We start from the raw sequence: 14,683 nt of genomic DNA, 5'->3' as shown, positions 1-14,683 counted from the left end.
AAAAAAATCAGACAGATAAAAATTTCTCTAAATCAGACAAGGCACGTTCCGCAATTTTTTCATAACGAGTCTTCTTATCACGGATTCGTTCACCTTCTAATTCTTTGATAATGCCGAAATTGACATTCATAGGTTGGAAGTGTTTGCTATCAGCATGGGTGATATAATGAGCTAAACTACCAATAGCTGTAGTCTCTGGGAAAATAGCTTCGCTTTCTCCCTTGAAAAGACGAGCTGCGTTTATACCTGCTACTAACCCTGATGCTGCTGATTCAACATATCCTTCTACACCTGTCATTTGCCCGGAAAAGAATAGATTTGGCTGTTTCTTCGAACGGTAGGTCTGCTCAAGAAGATTTGGAGAGTCCATGTAGGAATTACGGTGCATGACTCCATAGCGAACAAACTCAGCGTTTTCAAGGCCTGGAATCATTTGGAAGACACGCTTCTGCTCTCCCCATTTGAGGTGAGTCTGGAAACCGACGATATTATAGAGACTTCCAGCCGCATTATCTTGACGAAGCTGAACGACTGCATAAGGAGTTTTAAAGTCTCCATCACGAAGCCCCTTGTAATCTTCTGGATATTCTAGTCCAACTGGTTTCATAGGACCATAGAGCATAGTTTTAATGCCACGTTTGGCCATGACTTCAATTGGCATACAGCCTTCAAAGTACTTTTCTTTTTCAAAAGAGTTAAGAGGTGCTTCTTCTGCATTGACCAAGGCTTCATGGAAATCCATAAATTCTTGTTTGGTCATCGGAGCATTGAGATAAGCTGCTTCTCCCTTATCATATCGAGATTTGAGATAAACCTTGTTCATATCGATTGTATTGACATCCACAATAGGCGCTGCAGCATCGTAGAAATAAAAACCATCTCCTCCATTAAGTGCATGAATTTTCTCAGCAAGAGCATCACTTGTCAAAGGACCAGTTGCTACAACTGTGATGGCATCTGTTGGCAATTCGGTGATTTCGTCACGAACGACCTCAATCAAAGGATGATTGGCAATCTTTTCAGTGACCATTTGAGAGAAACCATCACGGTCAACCGCGAGAGCACCACCAGCAGGAACACGCGTTGCTTCTGCTGATTCCAAGATAAGAGAACCTAAGCGACGCATTTCTTCCTTGAGGAGACCTACAGCATTTGTAAGAGCATCTCCACGCAAGGAGTTTGAGCAAACCAACTCAGCAAAATTGTCTGTTTTATGCTGAGGTGTTGATTTGATACCACGCATTTCATAAAGTTTAACAGGAATACCTCGTTCTGCGATTTGGTAGGCTGCTTCCGAACCTGCTAAACCCGCACCAATAACATTGATATAAGATTGAGACATGACACTAATACCTCTTTGGGTGCAAACTAAGTCCAAATCAAAACAAGCTACTAGATTGTTTGACACCCACAAATCTTTCTAAATTAATACTTGGTCCATTATACCAAAAAGCGTAGTAAAAAGACAAACAGGAGGACTCCTGAATGTCTTTCCAAAATTATTGTTTATGGAAACTGAAAGATTTAAAAGCATACCGATTACTTTTGTCTTTGTAAGTTATGCCAAAACCTACTTCTGTATTTCTAGGCAAGTTTTCAATTTCAACTATTTGAGCAAGTAAATATTGAAAATCAGAATCAGTCCAATTGTCAATATCCTCATTAGCTAATTGAAGGTTTTGTCTTCGTACCTGCTCTATGTCAATATCTATGTCAATACTAAAGGTCGAACGATTGTCTGCAACCCTTTTTAACAGTAAATCTCGATTGCGAACAAGCGTCTCTTCATCAAGATTGTTGACTCTACTTGGGTCTAGGTGCTCAATTAAGGGAGTGAGTTCTTCTACATCCGTCTTCAAAATTGCTTCTCTTTTCTCTCTCTCTTCAAGACGGGTTTTGGGGTTGCCACTATATTCTTCTTTCGGTTCCAAAGAATAATAGGATTCAAAGGAGTCCAATTCAACTGATTTTTTAATATAAAGCTCCCTAAGCTTATTATCCTTTAAATATGTTGAAGTCAAACTACCACTTTGAAGTATCGTATTGTAAGCTTCTTTAAGTCGGTCATAGTTCCTATCTTCAGAAACATACTCCATTTCTAAACGGTAAACTGTTTTTTTGGAAAAACCAAAGAAAATTTTCTTTTCAACTTCTTTAAGCTTCGGATTGTATTTAAGGACTGGAGTTTTCTCAACATAATCTTTTTCAAAATCTACATAAACATCAACAAATTTCTTATTTCCTTTTATGTAAAATGGAAAACCATAGTATCCAAAAGTATCAGCAGTCGAGTATCCTTCTGCTTCTAACCCTGCAGCTTCTACTACGGAACGAATGTTTGAAATAGCTGTTTTAGCTAAATCACGATCGACTCTATTGTTACTTGCTGACAATATAAATAATGTGAGAATAGGCAACAGTAGGCCAATTACTTTCTTCAACACTTTGCTTTTCATCACCCCTCCAATTAAGCATTCGTAGTAAAATGCTTATGATTGTTAGATTCACTTCAGGAAGAAGGAAAACTTCCCTGTTTAGTCATTAGATTGATTCTCTTCCCACTCATGGTAGGCAGCGTAGAGCTGGCTTTTGTTCCACTGATAAATTTTAGCGACTTCCTTAATGGCTTGATTTTTCTTCATGCCTTGCTGGATCCAATTTTGTATTTCAGAGAATAAATCTTCTTCATCCTTATCTTCTACTTCTTGACTAGCACCCTCTACAATGAGAAGACACTCGCCCTTGAGAGGTGTTTGAGAAATGCTTTCTAGTAACTCTGTAATCTGACCCCGTTGATATTCTTCATAAATCTTGGTCAATTCTCGAACCAAGACCACCGAACGATTTCCGTATACTTCTAGCATATTTTCTAGCGTATCGGCCACACGATGGGGCGATTCGTAGAAAATCTGCGTTTCAGGATAACCTTTCTTCGATTCGAAAAATTGCTTTTGTTGACCTGATTTTCTTGGTAAGAAACCATAAAAAGTATGAGGTTGTGGTGCCAACCCGCTAGCTATTAAGGCAGAAATTCCTGCACTAGCCCCTGGAACTGTGATAACTGCGATATCCTCTTCAATTGCAGCCTTAACCAAATCGTGACCTGGATCTGAAATACTAGGAAGTCCTGCATCGGAAACTTGAGCAATACTTTGACCGTCTTTTAAAAGTCGAATCAAATCAGGAATCTTTTCCTTAGCGTTGTGCTCATGAAAACTGATTTGTTTGGTCGGAATATCAAAATGCTTGAGTAAAAGCCCAGTATTTCGAGTATCCTCAGCAGCAATCCAGTCCACTTCTTTCAAAGTCTGAATGGCACGATAGGTCATATCCTCAAGATTTCCAATCGGCGTTGCAACAAGATATAGCTTACCATAAGGTGACTGACCTTTAAAACTTTTTTGAATTTGCATGCTTACTCCCTAAACAACAACTCATCACAGAACATACATTCCGCATCTTGTTCACGACGCTGTCCATAAAAATCGCGACACACATGAAAACCATCTTCGTAGATTCGACGAACATTTTCTCGAACATGCTTGGTCTTTGCAGGAGCAGAATCCTCTTCTTCTCCTAAGCGCTCTCTCAGTTTATCATTTTCCAAACGAAGAGCTGTATTCTCTTCTACTACACTTTTGAGATTTTTTTTGATGGCTTCGACATCTGCTAAGGTTGCCAACAACTGTTGAGAAAAATCGTCTAAAGCATCAAATAATTCTTTTTTGTTCATAGACAGCCCTTTCTTTTTCTGTTTTCATCTTCATATTATTGTAAAACGAGGTTTTCCAAAGCATTTTGGAAGGAAACATTTGCCTTCCACATTCTTCTAGCTTCGACGAGATTTTGCAAGATTCTACGAGCAGAATTTTTTAGAATCTCTTGTCCCGCGATTACTTCTAGAATTCTAAATACCTGGTCTTGCTTTTCTTTGTCGTCTGCTAAACTAGCTAATTTTGCCACCTGCAAATACGCTTCCTTTTTCCCAGTTTCTAACCATGCAAAGAAACGCTCACTTTCTTCTACCAAAGTCCAAAAACTAGGTTGATTGATCAGTTTTTCGGCTTCTGCTTGCGATTGGCTGAACTCGGCTAAGAGTCTTGCTTTATTTTTGACCAATCCTGCTTTTTCGAGTTCAACCATTAGATTTGCCACTTGTTTCTTAAATTGGAAAATCTGCGTGCGACTTCGAATGGTTGGTAAAATCTGCTCTTGATCATTGGTTAAGAAGAAAATATAGATTTCACTTTGAGGTTCTTCGATAACCTTAAGAAGTGAATTAGCAGCATTAACATGCATTTTTTCAGCTTGTTCAATGATAAAAACCTGACGTTGATTTTCAATCCCTGATTGAGAAAACTGACTAACTAGTTCTCTAATTCTTTCTGTTTTTATAATCTGATTAATGGGGCGAATAATTGTGACATCAGGAAATTCTTCTTGGTCAATCAACTTACAATTTCGACAAGACTCGCAGGGTAAGACCCCCTGTTTTTCAGTACAAAACAAACTCTTAGACAGAAATAAAGCCATCTCCATACTTCCAAAAAAGCCTGAAAAGAGATAAGCATGATTGAGCTGTTTTTGTTCTAAGATATGAACAAAACGTTCAAATTGTTGTGGTTGACAAGCTTTTAATTGCTCTTGATTCATTCTTGCAGCCCCATTCTGTCAAATAAGACTTTCTTAGTATTCTCAACAACTTGATCTAGTGGTAAGCTGGCATCAATCTTAACAATGCGATCACCTTCTTTTTCAAGAAGGGAGAGATATCCTTGACGGACTTTGCGATGCAAGTCTAAACCTTCCAAGTCTAAACGATTCACTTCACGATTACTATTTGCTGCGATTCGTTCAAGACCTTTCTCAACATCAATATCAAAATAAAGTGTCAAGTCAGGCTTTAACCCATCTGTAGCATATTGGTTGAGCCATTCAATAGCATCGATGTCCAAACCACGACCAAAGCCTTGATAAGCAACCGAGCTATCAATAAAACGATCCATAATAACCAGTTTACCGGCTACAAGGGCTGGCAATACTTTTTCCACTAAATGCTGTCTACGACTAGCAATATAAAGAAGAAGCTCTGTCTTGGCATCCATTTGAGTATGACTTGGGTCTAGAATAACTTCACGAATCTTTTCACCAATCAACACGCCACCTGGTTCACGTGTCGTTAAGACCCCAATATTTTTTTCTTCTAACACAGGAAGGATAGCTTCAAGTACACTCGTTTTACCAGCTCCCTCTGGCCCCTCAAGAGAGACTAAAAATCCTTTTGACATGACTAACTCATTTCTTTTTTTCTTCCTTCTATTTTATCAAAAAAAGAGGCATTTGTGAAAAGCTTTTTAACCTAATAAAAATTTATTCTGAAAAACTAGGATATACATTCTTTAATAAAGTAGATAATTATTTAATTAACTTTCTATATTCGTAATCAACTACCATACTGTCTTATTTTGTCTTTGTATAGCTAGAAAAAAAGAACCTTGCATAACAAGATTCTTTTAATGTCTGACTTAAATAATTGTTCTTCTGGGAACTAAATCGAATTAAGCTTCGATTTCTGTAACCATACCTGAACCAACAGTACGTCCACCCTCACGGATAGAGAATGTAGTACCTTGTTCTACGGCGATTGGGTGGATCAACTCAACGTCGATTGTCACGTTATCACCTGGCATTACCATTTCAGTACCTGCTGGAAGTTCGATTGAACCTGTAACGTCAGTAGTACGGAAGTAGAATTGTGGGCGGTAGTTGTTGAAGAATGGAGTGTGACGTCCACCTTCTTCTTTAGTAAGGATGTAAACTTCACCTTTGAATTTAGTGTGTGGGTTGATTGAACCTGGTTTAGCAATAACTTGTCCACGTTCGATTTCATCACGTTGGATACCACGAAGAAGCACACCTACGTTGTCTCCTGCAAGACCTTCATCAAGTTGTTTACGGAACATTTCAACACCAGTAACAACTGCTTTTTGGATTTTTTCTTTGATACCAACGATTTCGATTTCGTCGTTGACACGAACGACACCACGGTCGATACGTCCTGAAGCAACAGTACCACGTCCAGTGATTGAGAATACGTCTTCGACAGGAAGAAGCAATGGTTTGTCAGTGTCACGTTCTGGTTCTGGAATGTACTCATCAACTGTGTTCATCAATTCCATAACGATATCTTCGTATTTAGTGTCACCTTCAAGGGCTTTAAGAGCTGAACCTTGGATAACTGGAAGATCGTCACCTGGGAAATCGTATTCTGAAAGAAGGTCACGAATTTCCATTTCAACCAATTCAAGCAATTCTTCGTCGTCAACCAAGTCAACTTTGTTCATGAAGACGATAAGGTGTTTAACACCAACCTGACGTGAAAGAAGGATGTGCTCACGAGTTTGTGGCATTGGTCCGTCAGTTGAAGCTACTACAAGGATAGCTCCGTCCATTTGAGCGGCACCAGTGATCATGTTTTTAACGTAGTCCGCGTGTCCTGGAGCGTCGATGTGAGCGTAGTGACGTTTTTCAGTTTCGTACTCAACGTGCGCAGTGTTGATAGTGATACCGCGTTCGCGTTCTTCTGGAGCAGCATCGATAGACGCATAGTCTTTTGGTTGGTTAACTGATGAAGGCAAGCGACGTGCCAAAACAGTTGTGATAGCTGCAGTTAGGGTAGTTTTACCGTGGTCAACGTGTCCGATAGTACCAATGTTAACGTGTGGTTTACTACGATCGTATTTTTCTTTTGCCATTTGAGTAAAAGCCTCCAATAAAATATATTTTATAGATAGACAGTAGGCAATACAGTCTAACTTTCCTTACTATTTTATCAAATTTCAGCTAAATTGCAAGTGTTTTACAAAGATTTTGTGAATTATTCTTATACTTATTCGAAGTCCTTGATTTATTAATAAAAAAATAGAGAAACAGTTAAATCTGTTTCTCTATTAATATCGTTACATTTTTTTAACTTCTTGTACTTCTTTGTGTTTTTCGTAAAGTTGTACAAGGAATTTGGATATTTCTTTTAATATAGAATAAGTTGGGACGGCAACAATCATACCAATAACACCATAGATATTACTTGACAATAGTAACAGAACCAGGATAGTAATTGGATGAACTTTCATAACACCACCAACAATTCGAGGATAGAGGATATTGCCATCCACTTGTTGGATAATCAACATATAGATGACAGCAATAATCATCTTTTGTGGATCCGTAAATAGATTTGAAATAACCATTGGAACCAAACCGATACTTGGACCAACATAAGGTATCAAATTCGCCAAACCAGAGAAAATAGCAAAAACCAATGCATACTTGAGTCCAATGACACTATATCCGATAAAGGCCAGACATCCGATTATGAATGCATCAATTGATACACCGCTAATATAACGGGAAATAGTCGCATTCAAGTTTGTTAATAAACCAGAAATATTCAGTCTATCTCTTTTTAAAACAGTTCTTTCTAACATCGGTAAGAACTTATGCCCATCTAGTAGGAAGTATACCAAGAAAACTGGCGTCATAATGATAATTAAAACTGTACTTACTAATGCTGACAGAACACTACCGACACTGTTTGTTACGCTATTTAAGATATTTTGCAGAATATCAACATAAGAAAGATTTAATTGTCGGATTGTTTGTTGAATATCAAGCTCTTGGAAAGTAGGATATTTTGATAATTCTATTACTAAATCTTGGAGTCGACCATAGATTCCTTGACTAGATATAATCAAGCTACTCAACTGGTTGATTAAAATCGGTAAGAGATAGACAACACCAATGACAAGTGACCCAAAGAGAACAAATAGGGTCAACAAAATTCCGATGATGCGGTTAATCTTGCACTCTTTCTCTAAAAAGATAACAATTGGGTTGGTCAAATAGTATAAAAATCCTCCTAATAAAAAGGGAATCATGATGGTATTAACGACACTTACAAATGGTGTAATAATTGCCCCCATTTCCCTCCATAGGTAGAAAATTAAGGTTATTAATAAAATCTCAGTTGTCCAGAAGAATAATTTATTTCTTCGAAACATAGGCCACCTCCTCTTTTTCCTATTTTACCATAATTCGAAAAAGATTGATAACCTTCATCATAAAAATAAGAATATTTTTTGTCTTTATGATAGAATAAAGTTACTATGAAGAAATTATTTTTAACATTAATCACACTTATTTCATTTGGTTCTGCTACTACTGCTTTTGCTCAGGATTTTGATGTCGCCGCAAAACATGCCATCGCTGTTGAAGCGACTACTGGTAAGATTTTATATGAAAAAGATGCGACTCAACCTGTTGAAATTGCTTCTATTAGTAAGCTACTTACTGTTTACCTAGTCTATGAAGCACTGGAACAAGGAAAAATCACTCTTTCCACTCCGGTAGAAATTTCAGATTACCCATATCAGCTCACAACCAACTCCGAAGCAAGTAACGTTCCTATGGAAGCTCGTAACTATACTGTTGAAGAGTTACTAGAAGCAACATTGGTATCTAGTGCCAATAGTGCAGCTATCGCTTTGTCCGAAAAGATTGCGGGATCTGAAAAAGACTTTGTAGATATGATGAAGGCCAAACTTCTTGAATGGGGAATCCAAGATGCTACCCTAGTCAATACAACCGGTCTCAACAATGAAACTCTTGGAAACAATATCTATCCAGGTTCTAAGAAAGACGATGAAAATAAATTGAGCGCCTATGATGTAGCTGTCGTCGCTCGTAATCTTATCCTCAAGTACCCTCAGGTCTTAGAAATTACCAAGAAACCTTCCTCTACTTTCGGAGGAATGACCATTACTTCTACTAACTATATGTTGGAAGGAATGCCTGCCTACCGAGGTGGTGTCGATGGTCTTAAAACGGGAACAACTGATAAAGCAGGTGCTTCTTTTGTCGGTACGACTGTAGAAAAAGGAATGCGTATTATTACTGTTGTCCTTAACGCTGACAACCAAGATACCAATCCTTACGCTCGTTTTACAGCAACTTCAGCTCTTCTAGACTATATCTCATCTAATTTTGCTCTCCAAACAATCGTTAAGCAGGGGGAAAGCTACCAAGATAGCAAATCTCCAGTTTATGACGGAAAGCAAGATACGGTTACAGCAGTCGCTAAGGAAGATATAAAAATCGTTCAACGTCTTGGAAGTCGAGCTCAGTCATCTGTCACCTACACGCCTGATACTTCTGAACATACCGCTCCACTTGAAGCAGGTACTGTGGTTGGTCATCTAACCTATGAAGATAAAGACTTAGTTGGTCAAGGCTATATTACCTCTGACAAACCAAGCTTCGAAATGGTTTCTGATAAAAATGTAGAGAAAGCCTTTTTCTTAAAAGTATGGTGGAATCGCTTCGTTCGATTTGTAAATGAAAAATTATAAAAAAATCGCGATTACTCGCGATTTTTTTTATTTTCTTTTTGATAAAGTTGAGTGTTTATAGCCATAAGTAAAGTAAATAATAACTCCTATTATTAAGGCTAAACCAAATGCTATCCATGTTTCAAGAGTATATTGTAGCATAAAGGATAGACAAATAAGAATCGATAGAATTGGTAGAAAGGGAACCAGGGGTGTTTTAAATTCTCCCTCTTTAGGCTCTCCCTTATCTTTTCTTAGCTTGATAATTCCATAAGCTAGGAGAATGAGATAAGCTAAAGTACAGATGTTTAGAAAGGCAGCGATACTTGATAGAGGGAAAATCCCAGCTGCTATGGCTGAAACAAGACCTGTTAAGATGGTCGCATTCTTTGGAACACGACTTGTCTTAGTCACTTCTTTAAAAGTCTTAGGCAACAACCCATCACGTGCCAAACTATAAATCATGCGAGATAAGGCATAAGTCATTGAAATACATACTGTAATCAAGGTAAAAATAGCAACAATAGAAACATAGTTTGCTGCCCATCCTATACCAATATTTCTAAGAGCAAAAGCAACCGCATCATCGACATTGAGCTTGCTATAGTGGACAACACCTGTTAAAACTAAGGTTACCAAGGCATAAAGGATGGTTACGATCATCAAGGATAAGACAATTCCACGAGGGATGTTCTTTTGCGGTCGTTGAATTTCATCAACTGCCATAGAAATGGACTCAAAACCTAAGAATCCAAAGAACATGAGGGAAGCTCCAGCCATAATCCCTGTACTTCCACCATAAATCTGACCAAAACCAAATGGAGCAAAATTGGACCAGTTCTCAGGTTTAATATACCAAATTCCAACTAAGATAAATAAGGCAAGAGCAGAAAATTTTAAAACAACAAGAATCGAATTAAAACGAAGAGCAGTTTTCGAATTCAATAGAACAACACCTGTAACAAGGATAATCACTAAAATTGGTAAAAGATCAATATAAGTACCATTTTCTTGGTTAAATGTCCCGTTTAAGGTTTGTGGCAAGGAAATTCCATAATGACTAAGCAAACCTTTAAAATAGGCTGCCCATCCAGAAGCGACACCAGAGACTGCTGTCATAAATTCCATAATAGTTAACCAACCGGCAATCCAAGCAGGAAATTCTCCCAAAATTGCATATAGATAACTATAAGCGCCACCAGTTGCTGGAACACGAGAAGCAAATTCCGCAAAAAAGAGTGCCGATAAGGAAACACAGATAGCTGAGATAACGATAGAAACAACAAGGGCTGGACCTGCTAATGTAGCTGCAGCTGTTCCTGTAATGGTAAAGATACCTGTTCCCACCATGGCTCCAATTCCCAAGAGAATTAAATCCCATAATTTCAGATGACGATGCATCTCTGTTTTTCCTAGACTTACGTCTTTCGTTCTAAAAATATTCATAATTGATCTCCACTAACAATTATTGTTTTATTTTACCACAAATAATGGATTTTGTGAATATTTATAAAATTGTATATTAAAAAACTGAACAAATTAGTATTTGCTCAGTTTTTATTTCTAGTTAAAATTCGACAGTTATTAGAGTTCATAGTATGGGAACGGACGGTCACTATCTAAAGGGCTATTTGGAATTTCTTGTTCCAAAATAGCGCGCCATCCAGATACTAATTCTTCAAAAGTTAATTTGGCTTCTGGAGAAGTTATTGTAATCTTCCGACCAAACCAAGCCATGGTTGCAGTTTCAAACTGAAGCATAGCGTACTGGATTACTGGTACATTTGCCTCTTCATAATTTTTATTTACCGCACGCGCTACTTCTGCTGCTTGCGGAAGGAGTTGATTACTAATCTTATCGACAACTGCTGCATCCATCTCTCTCCAAGAAAGTAATTGACCATCCACCTGATAAAAGAGCTCAAAGGTTTCTTGATTTTTCTTAAAATTGGTAAGAACAAAAGCACGTTCCACTGCCTCTGGACCACCAACAGCCTTGACAGCGTTTATAAGGAGATTTTCTTCCATTTGTCTCCAATAATCATCAGCTTCTTCTACTAAATCAACTGTAAAAGGTGGAACAATTTCCTCGGCAGAAATTTCGCCTTTATTCGCTTTTTCGATATTACCAAATAACTTTTTTAAGAATCCCATTTGCTTCTCCTTTTGGGTTTTATCCGACAGATCCTTCCATTTCATAGCTAATCAAGCGGTTAAGCTCAACAGCATATTCCATTGGAAGTTCTTTGGTGAAGGGCTCTACAAATCCCATGACAATCATCTCGGTTGCTTCTGATTCTGACAAGCCACGACTCATAAGGTAATAGAGTTGTTCTTCTGAAATTTTAGAAACCTTGGCTTCGTGTTCCAAAGCTACTTGTGAGTTGTGGATTTCATTAAACGGAATAGTATCTGATGCTGACAAGTCATCCATAATAATGGTATCACACTCGATGTGAGAAACAGATTTCTTAGAGTTCTTATTAAAGGTCACTTGTCCACGGTAGTCAACCTTTCCTCCGCCTTTAGCGATGGATTTAGATACGATAGATGAGCTTGTATGCGGTGCGTTGTGGATCATCTTGGCACCAGTATCCTGATGTTGCCCTGCATTAGCAAAGGCAATAGAAAGCATGGTCCCACGCGCACCCTCTCCATCAAGGTAAACAGATGGGTATTTCATAGTTGTTTTAGCGCCCAAGTTCCCATCAATCCATTCAACTGTCGCATCTTTCAAAGCTTTGGCACGTTTTGTTACCAAGTTATAGACGTTATCTGACCAGTTTTGGATAGTCGTATAACGCATATAAGCTCCGTCCAAAGCAAAGATTTCTACAATAGCAGCATGCAGACTGTTACTTGAATAAGTTGGCGCTGTACATCCTTCTACATAGTGGACGCTTGCCCCCTCATCAACAATAATCAAGGTACGTTCAAACTGACCAGTATTTTCGTTATTGATACGGAAGTAAGTTTGAAGTGGAATATCCACTTTAACTCCTTTTGGTACATAGATAAAGGTTCCACCTGACCATACTGCTGAGTTGAGGGCAGCTAACTTGTTATCTGTCGGCGGTACTAACTTAGCAAAGTATTGTTTAAACAAATCTGGGTATTCCTTGAGGGCAGAATCTGTATCTGTAAAGATAATTCCTAACTTCTCAAATTCTTCCTTCATGTTATGGTAAACCACTTCTGACTCATACTGGGCAGAAGCTCCAGCTAGATAAGCACGCTCAGCTTCAGGAATCCCAATACGTTCAAAGGTTTCTTTGATTTTTTCAGGAACTTCATCCCAAGAACGAGCTGGTTTATCAGATGGTTTTTGGTAGTAAATCAAGTCATCAAAATCAATCTCTGACAAGTCTGCTCCCCATGTTTGCATGGGCATTTTTTTGAAGGTTTCATAAGATTTCAAACGGAATTCTAACATCCACTCAGGCTCACCCTTAGCAGCGGACAATTCACGAATAACCTCTTCGTTCAATCCTTTACCTGTTGATAAGATTGGTTGCACATCATCATGGAAACCAAATTTATATTCACCAAGGTCAATTGGTTTTGGTTCTACTCTTTCTTCAGCCATAATATCCTTTCTTTCTTCATTTCTAATGATTTATAAGACAAAGGAAACTTGTCTTACTTGTTTTCTTGATTTTCAATTGTTTTCTTAAGGGCGTTCCAAGCTAGGGTTGCACATTTGATTCGTTGAGGAAATTTAGCAACACCTGACAAGAAAGCGGCATCGCCAAGACTATCTTGTCTTTCATCTTTTTGACCTTGAACCATTTCAGAAAAGATGGTGGCAAGCTCTAGGATTTCTTGCTTGGACTTTCCTAAGACTACATCTGTCATCATACTAGCAGAGGCAGTTGAAATCGTACAACCAGAGTTTAGAAAAGCGATATCTTCCAAACGATCATCTGCATCAAACTTGACAGAGAGATTGATGACATCACCACAAGTCGGATTGTTAAGACTAATTTGTTCAGCATCTTCCAACCTACCTTGGTGATGGGGATTTTTCGAATGGTCCGCTACCACTGCCATATAAAGGCTATCTAGTTTAGAAAGTGCCATTGAAAAACTCCTTTGTCTTTTGTAAAGCATCGACTAACTTGTCGCAATCTGCCTTGGTATTGTAGATATAAAAACTTGCACGAGCTGTTGCTGGAACTTCTAAATACTGGAGCAAAGGTTGAGCACAATGGTGACCGGCACGAACCGCTACTCCTTCATAATCCAGAGCTGTCGCAAGGTCGTGAGGATGAAGGTCTCCTAGATTAAAGGCAATAACACCTGAACGTTGAGTCAAATCTTGCGAACCGTAAATGGTCAATCCTTCAATGGCCCGCAATTTTGGAAAGACATATGCGATCAAATCCTGTTCATGAGTTTCAATCGCATCCATCCCAAGATTTTCAAGATAATCTACTGCAGCTGCAAGTCCGATCGCACCTGCCATATTGGGAGTTCCGGCCTCGAATTTCCAAGGCAATTCTTTCCAACTAGCAGATTGCTCATATACGAAATCAATCATCTCGCCGCCAAACTCAACTGGTGACATTTGTTCCAGATACTTTTCTTTGCCATAAAGAACACCGATGCCTGTCGGACCAGCCATCTTGTGACCTGAGAAGACAAAGAAGTCTACATCCAAGTCCTGAACATCAATCTTCATATGAGGTGTAGACTGAGCACCATCTACAACCATAATAGCTCCAACTTTATGAGCCATTTGCGTGATTTCTTTGATAGGATTGACCACTCCAAGAACGTTGGAAGCATGGGCTAGTGAAACAAATTTTACCTTGTCAGTCAATTTAGAACGCAAATCATCCATATCTAGAGCTCCATCCTTGAGATAAACATAGACAAGCTCAGCCCCAGTCTTGCGGCAAGCCTCCTGCCAAGGAATGATATTGGAATGGTGTTCCATGACAGAAATCAAAACCTGGTCTCCCTCAGTCAGGATTTCTTCCGCATAACGCGCTAGCCAGTTAAGACTAGTTGTCGTACCTCTAGTAAAGAGAACTTCCTTTGTAGAGCCTGCATTGATAAACTTAGCAATAGTTTCACGGGCAGCTTCATAAGATGCTGTCGCACGCTCAGCCAAGGTGTGAACCCCTCGGTGAACATTGGCATTATCCTGCTTATAGTAGCGATTAATAGCTTCCAGAACTGCTAGTGGTTTTTGTGTCGTCGCAGCATTGTCCAAATAGACCAAAGGTTCATCGTTGACGATCTGGTCTAAAATTGGAAAATCCTTGCGAATCACTTCTACATCTAACATAGGC

14 protein-coding genes are annotated in these 14,683 nt (G+C 38.7%); 1 reads left to right on the top strand and 13 read right to left on the bottom strand.

Features of this window, described 5'->3' with window-relative positions; translation table 11 throughout:
- Window positions 1–7 precede the first annotated feature (7 nt).
- The 8 genes from trmFO to ACXYSN_RS01655 form a co-directional block, all read right to left on the bottom strand.
- On the bottom strand, window positions 8–1,342 hold the full coding sequence (gene trmFO, locus ACXYSN_RS01690; protein ID WP_458635938.1) for a methylenetetrahydrofolate--tRNA-(uracil(54)-C(5))-methyltransferase (FADH(2)-oxidizing) TrmFO: 1,335 nt from the start codon (window positions 1,340–1,342) through the stop codon (window positions 8–10).
- A 157-nt stretch (window positions 1,343–1,499) separates the two neighbouring features.
- Window positions 1,500–2,456, bottom strand: coding sequence for a hypothetical protein (locus ACXYSN_RS01685; protein WP_458635937.1), 957 nt, complete (start codon window positions 2,454–2,456; stop codon window positions 1,500–1,502).
- A gap of 78 nt (window positions 2,457–2,534) precedes the next feature.
- Window positions 2,535–3,413 carry a 16S rRNA (cytidine(1402)-2'-O)-methyltransferase gene (gene rsmI, locus ACXYSN_RS01680; protein ID WP_458635936.1) on the bottom strand — a complete coding sequence of 293 codons (879 nt, stop codon included), beginning with the start codon at window positions 3,411–3,413 and terminating at the stop codon, window positions 2,535–2,537.
- A 2-nt stretch (window positions 3,414–3,415) separates the two neighbouring features.
- Complete coding sequence (gene yabA, locus ACXYSN_RS01675) at window positions 3,416–3,733, bottom strand: DNA replication initiation control protein YabA (protein ID WP_016465702.1); 318 nt, start codon at window positions 3,731–3,733, stop codon at window positions 3,416–3,418.
- A 35-nt stretch (window positions 3,734–3,768) separates the two neighbouring features.
- Window positions 3,769–4,653 (bottom strand): DNA polymerase III subunit delta', encoded by an 885-nt coding sequence (locus ACXYSN_RS01670; RefSeq protein ID WP_458635935.1) that lies wholly within the window; start codon window positions 4,651–4,653, stop codon window positions 3,769–3,771.
- Entirely contained in the window at window positions 4,650–5,288 is a 639-nt protein-coding gene (gene tmk / locus ACXYSN_RS01665; RefSeq protein WP_458635934.1) for a dTMP kinase, read from the bottom strand. Before tmk ends, ACXYSN_RS01670 begins: the two co-directional genes overlap by 4 nt.
- Before the next feature lie 270 nt (window positions 5,289–5,558).
- On the bottom strand, window positions 5,559–6,755 hold the full coding sequence (gene tuf, locus ACXYSN_RS01660) for an elongation factor Tu (RefSeq protein ID WP_458635933.1): 1,197 nt from the start codon (window positions 6,753–6,755) through the stop codon (window positions 5,559–5,561).
- A gap of 204 nt (window positions 6,756–6,959) precedes the next feature.
- The gene (locus ACXYSN_RS01655; RefSeq protein ID WP_458635932.1) at window positions 6,960–8,060 is read right to left on the bottom strand and encodes an AI-2E family transporter; all 1,101 of its coding nucleotides are present in this window, start codon (window positions 8,058–8,060) and stop codon (window positions 6,960–6,962) included.
- Window positions 8,061–8,165: 105 nt separating this feature from the next.
- Here ACXYSN_RS01655 and pbp3 point away from each other — a divergent pair, with 105 nt between their 5' ends.
- Window positions 8,166–9,407 (top strand): D-alanyl-D-alanine carboxypeptidase PBP3, encoded by a 1,242-nt coding sequence (pbp3, locus tag ACXYSN_RS01650; protein WP_458635931.1) that lies wholly within the window; start codon window positions 8,166–8,168, stop codon window positions 9,405–9,407.
- 27 nt (window positions 9,408–9,434) lie between these two features.
- Here pbp3 and ACXYSN_RS01645 read toward each other — a convergent pair whose 3' ends face one another.
- From ACXYSN_RS01645 to ACXYSN_RS01625, 5 genes are all read right to left on the bottom strand, one after another.
- A complete protein-coding gene (locus tag ACXYSN_RS01645; RefSeq protein WP_458635930.1) occupies window positions 9,435–10,832 on the bottom strand; it encodes an APC family permease in 1,398 nt (465 codons plus the stop codon).
- 138 nt (window positions 10,833–10,970) lie between these two features.
- A complete protein-coding gene (locus ACXYSN_RS01640) occupies window positions 10,971–11,540 on the bottom strand; it encodes a hypothetical protein (RefSeq protein ID WP_458635929.1) in 570 nt (189 codons plus the stop codon).
- A 19-nt stretch (window positions 11,541–11,559) separates the two neighbouring features.
- Window positions 11,560–12,972, bottom strand: a complete 1,413-nt coding sequence (gene sufB, locus ACXYSN_RS01635; protein ID WP_458635928.1) for a Fe-S cluster assembly protein SufB — start codon at window positions 12,970–12,972, stop codon at window positions 11,560–11,562.
- Window positions 12,973–13,025: 53 nt separating this feature from the next.
- Window positions 13,026–13,466 carry a Fe-S cluster assembly sulfur transfer protein SufU gene (gene sufU, locus ACXYSN_RS01630; RefSeq protein WP_458635927.1) on the bottom strand — a complete coding sequence of 147 codons (441 nt, stop codon included), beginning with the start codon at window positions 13,464–13,466 and terminating at the stop codon, window positions 13,026–13,028.
- Window positions 13,453–14,679, bottom strand: a complete 1,227-nt coding sequence (locus ACXYSN_RS01625) for a cysteine desulfurase (protein WP_458635926.1) — start codon at window positions 14,677–14,679, stop codon at window positions 13,453–13,455. The genes sufU and ACXYSN_RS01625 overlap by 14 nt, the downstream gene beginning before the upstream one ends.
- Between the last annotated feature and the right edge of the window lie 4 nt (window positions 14,680–14,683).

This window comes from Streptococcus sp. V869 (assembly GCF_054353515.1).
The sequence above is the reverse complement of the archived record's forward strand: the minus strand, read 5'-3'. Positions and strand labels throughout refer to the sequence as shown.

Bases quoted from the DNA above. Each gene is read 5' to 3' on its own strand.
- trmFO (WP_458635938.1), bottom strand. From the start codon at position 1,342: ATGTCTCAATCTTATATCAATGTTATTGGTGCGGGTTTAGCAGGTTCG.
- ACXYSN_RS01685 (WP_458635937.1), bottom strand. From the start codon at position 2,456: ATGAAAAGCAAAGTGTTGAAGAAAGTAATTGGCCTACTGTTGCCTATT.
- rsmI (WP_458635936.1), bottom strand. From the start codon at position 3,413: ATGCAAATTCAAAAAAGTTTTAAAGGTCAGTCACCTTATGGTAAGCTA.
- yabA (WP_016465702.1), bottom strand. From the start codon at position 3,733: ATGAACAAAAAAGAATTATTTGATGCTTTAGACGATTTTTCTCAACAG.
- ACXYSN_RS01670 (WP_458635935.1), bottom strand. From the start codon at position 4,653: ATGAATCAAGAGCAATTAAAAGCTTGTCAACCACAACAATTTGAACGT.
- tmk (WP_458635934.1), bottom strand. From the start codon at position 5,288: ATGTCAAAAGGATTTTTAGTCTCTCTTGAGGGGCCAGAGGGAGCTGGT.
- tuf (WP_458635933.1), bottom strand. From the start codon at position 6,755: ATGGCAAAAGAAAAATACGATCGTAGTAAACCACACGTTAACATTGGT.
- ACXYSN_RS01655 (WP_458635932.1), bottom strand. From the start codon at position 8,060: ATGTTTCGAAGAAATAAATTATTCTTCTGGACAACTGAGATTTTATTA.
- pbp3 (WP_458635931.1), top strand. From the start codon at position 8,166: ATGAAGAAATTATTTTTAACATTAATCACACTTATTTCATTTGGTTCT.
- ACXYSN_RS01645 (WP_458635930.1), bottom strand. From the start codon at position 10,832: ATGAATATTTTTAGAACGAAAGACGTAAGTCTAGGAAAAACAGAGATG.
- ACXYSN_RS01640 (WP_458635929.1), bottom strand. From the start codon at position 11,540: ATGGGATTCTTAAAAAAGTTATTTGGTAATATCGAAAAAGCGAATAAA.
- sufB (WP_458635928.1), bottom strand. From the start codon at position 12,972: ATGGCTGAAGAAAGAGTAGAACCAAAACCAATTGACCTTGGTGAATAT.
- sufU (WP_458635927.1), bottom strand. From the start codon at position 13,466: ATGGCACTTTCTAAACTAGATAGCCTTTATATGGCAGTGGTAGCGGAC.
- ACXYSN_RS01625 (WP_458635926.1), bottom strand. From the start codon at position 14,679: ATGTTAGATGTAGAAGTGATTCGCAAGGATTTTCCAATTTTAGACCAG.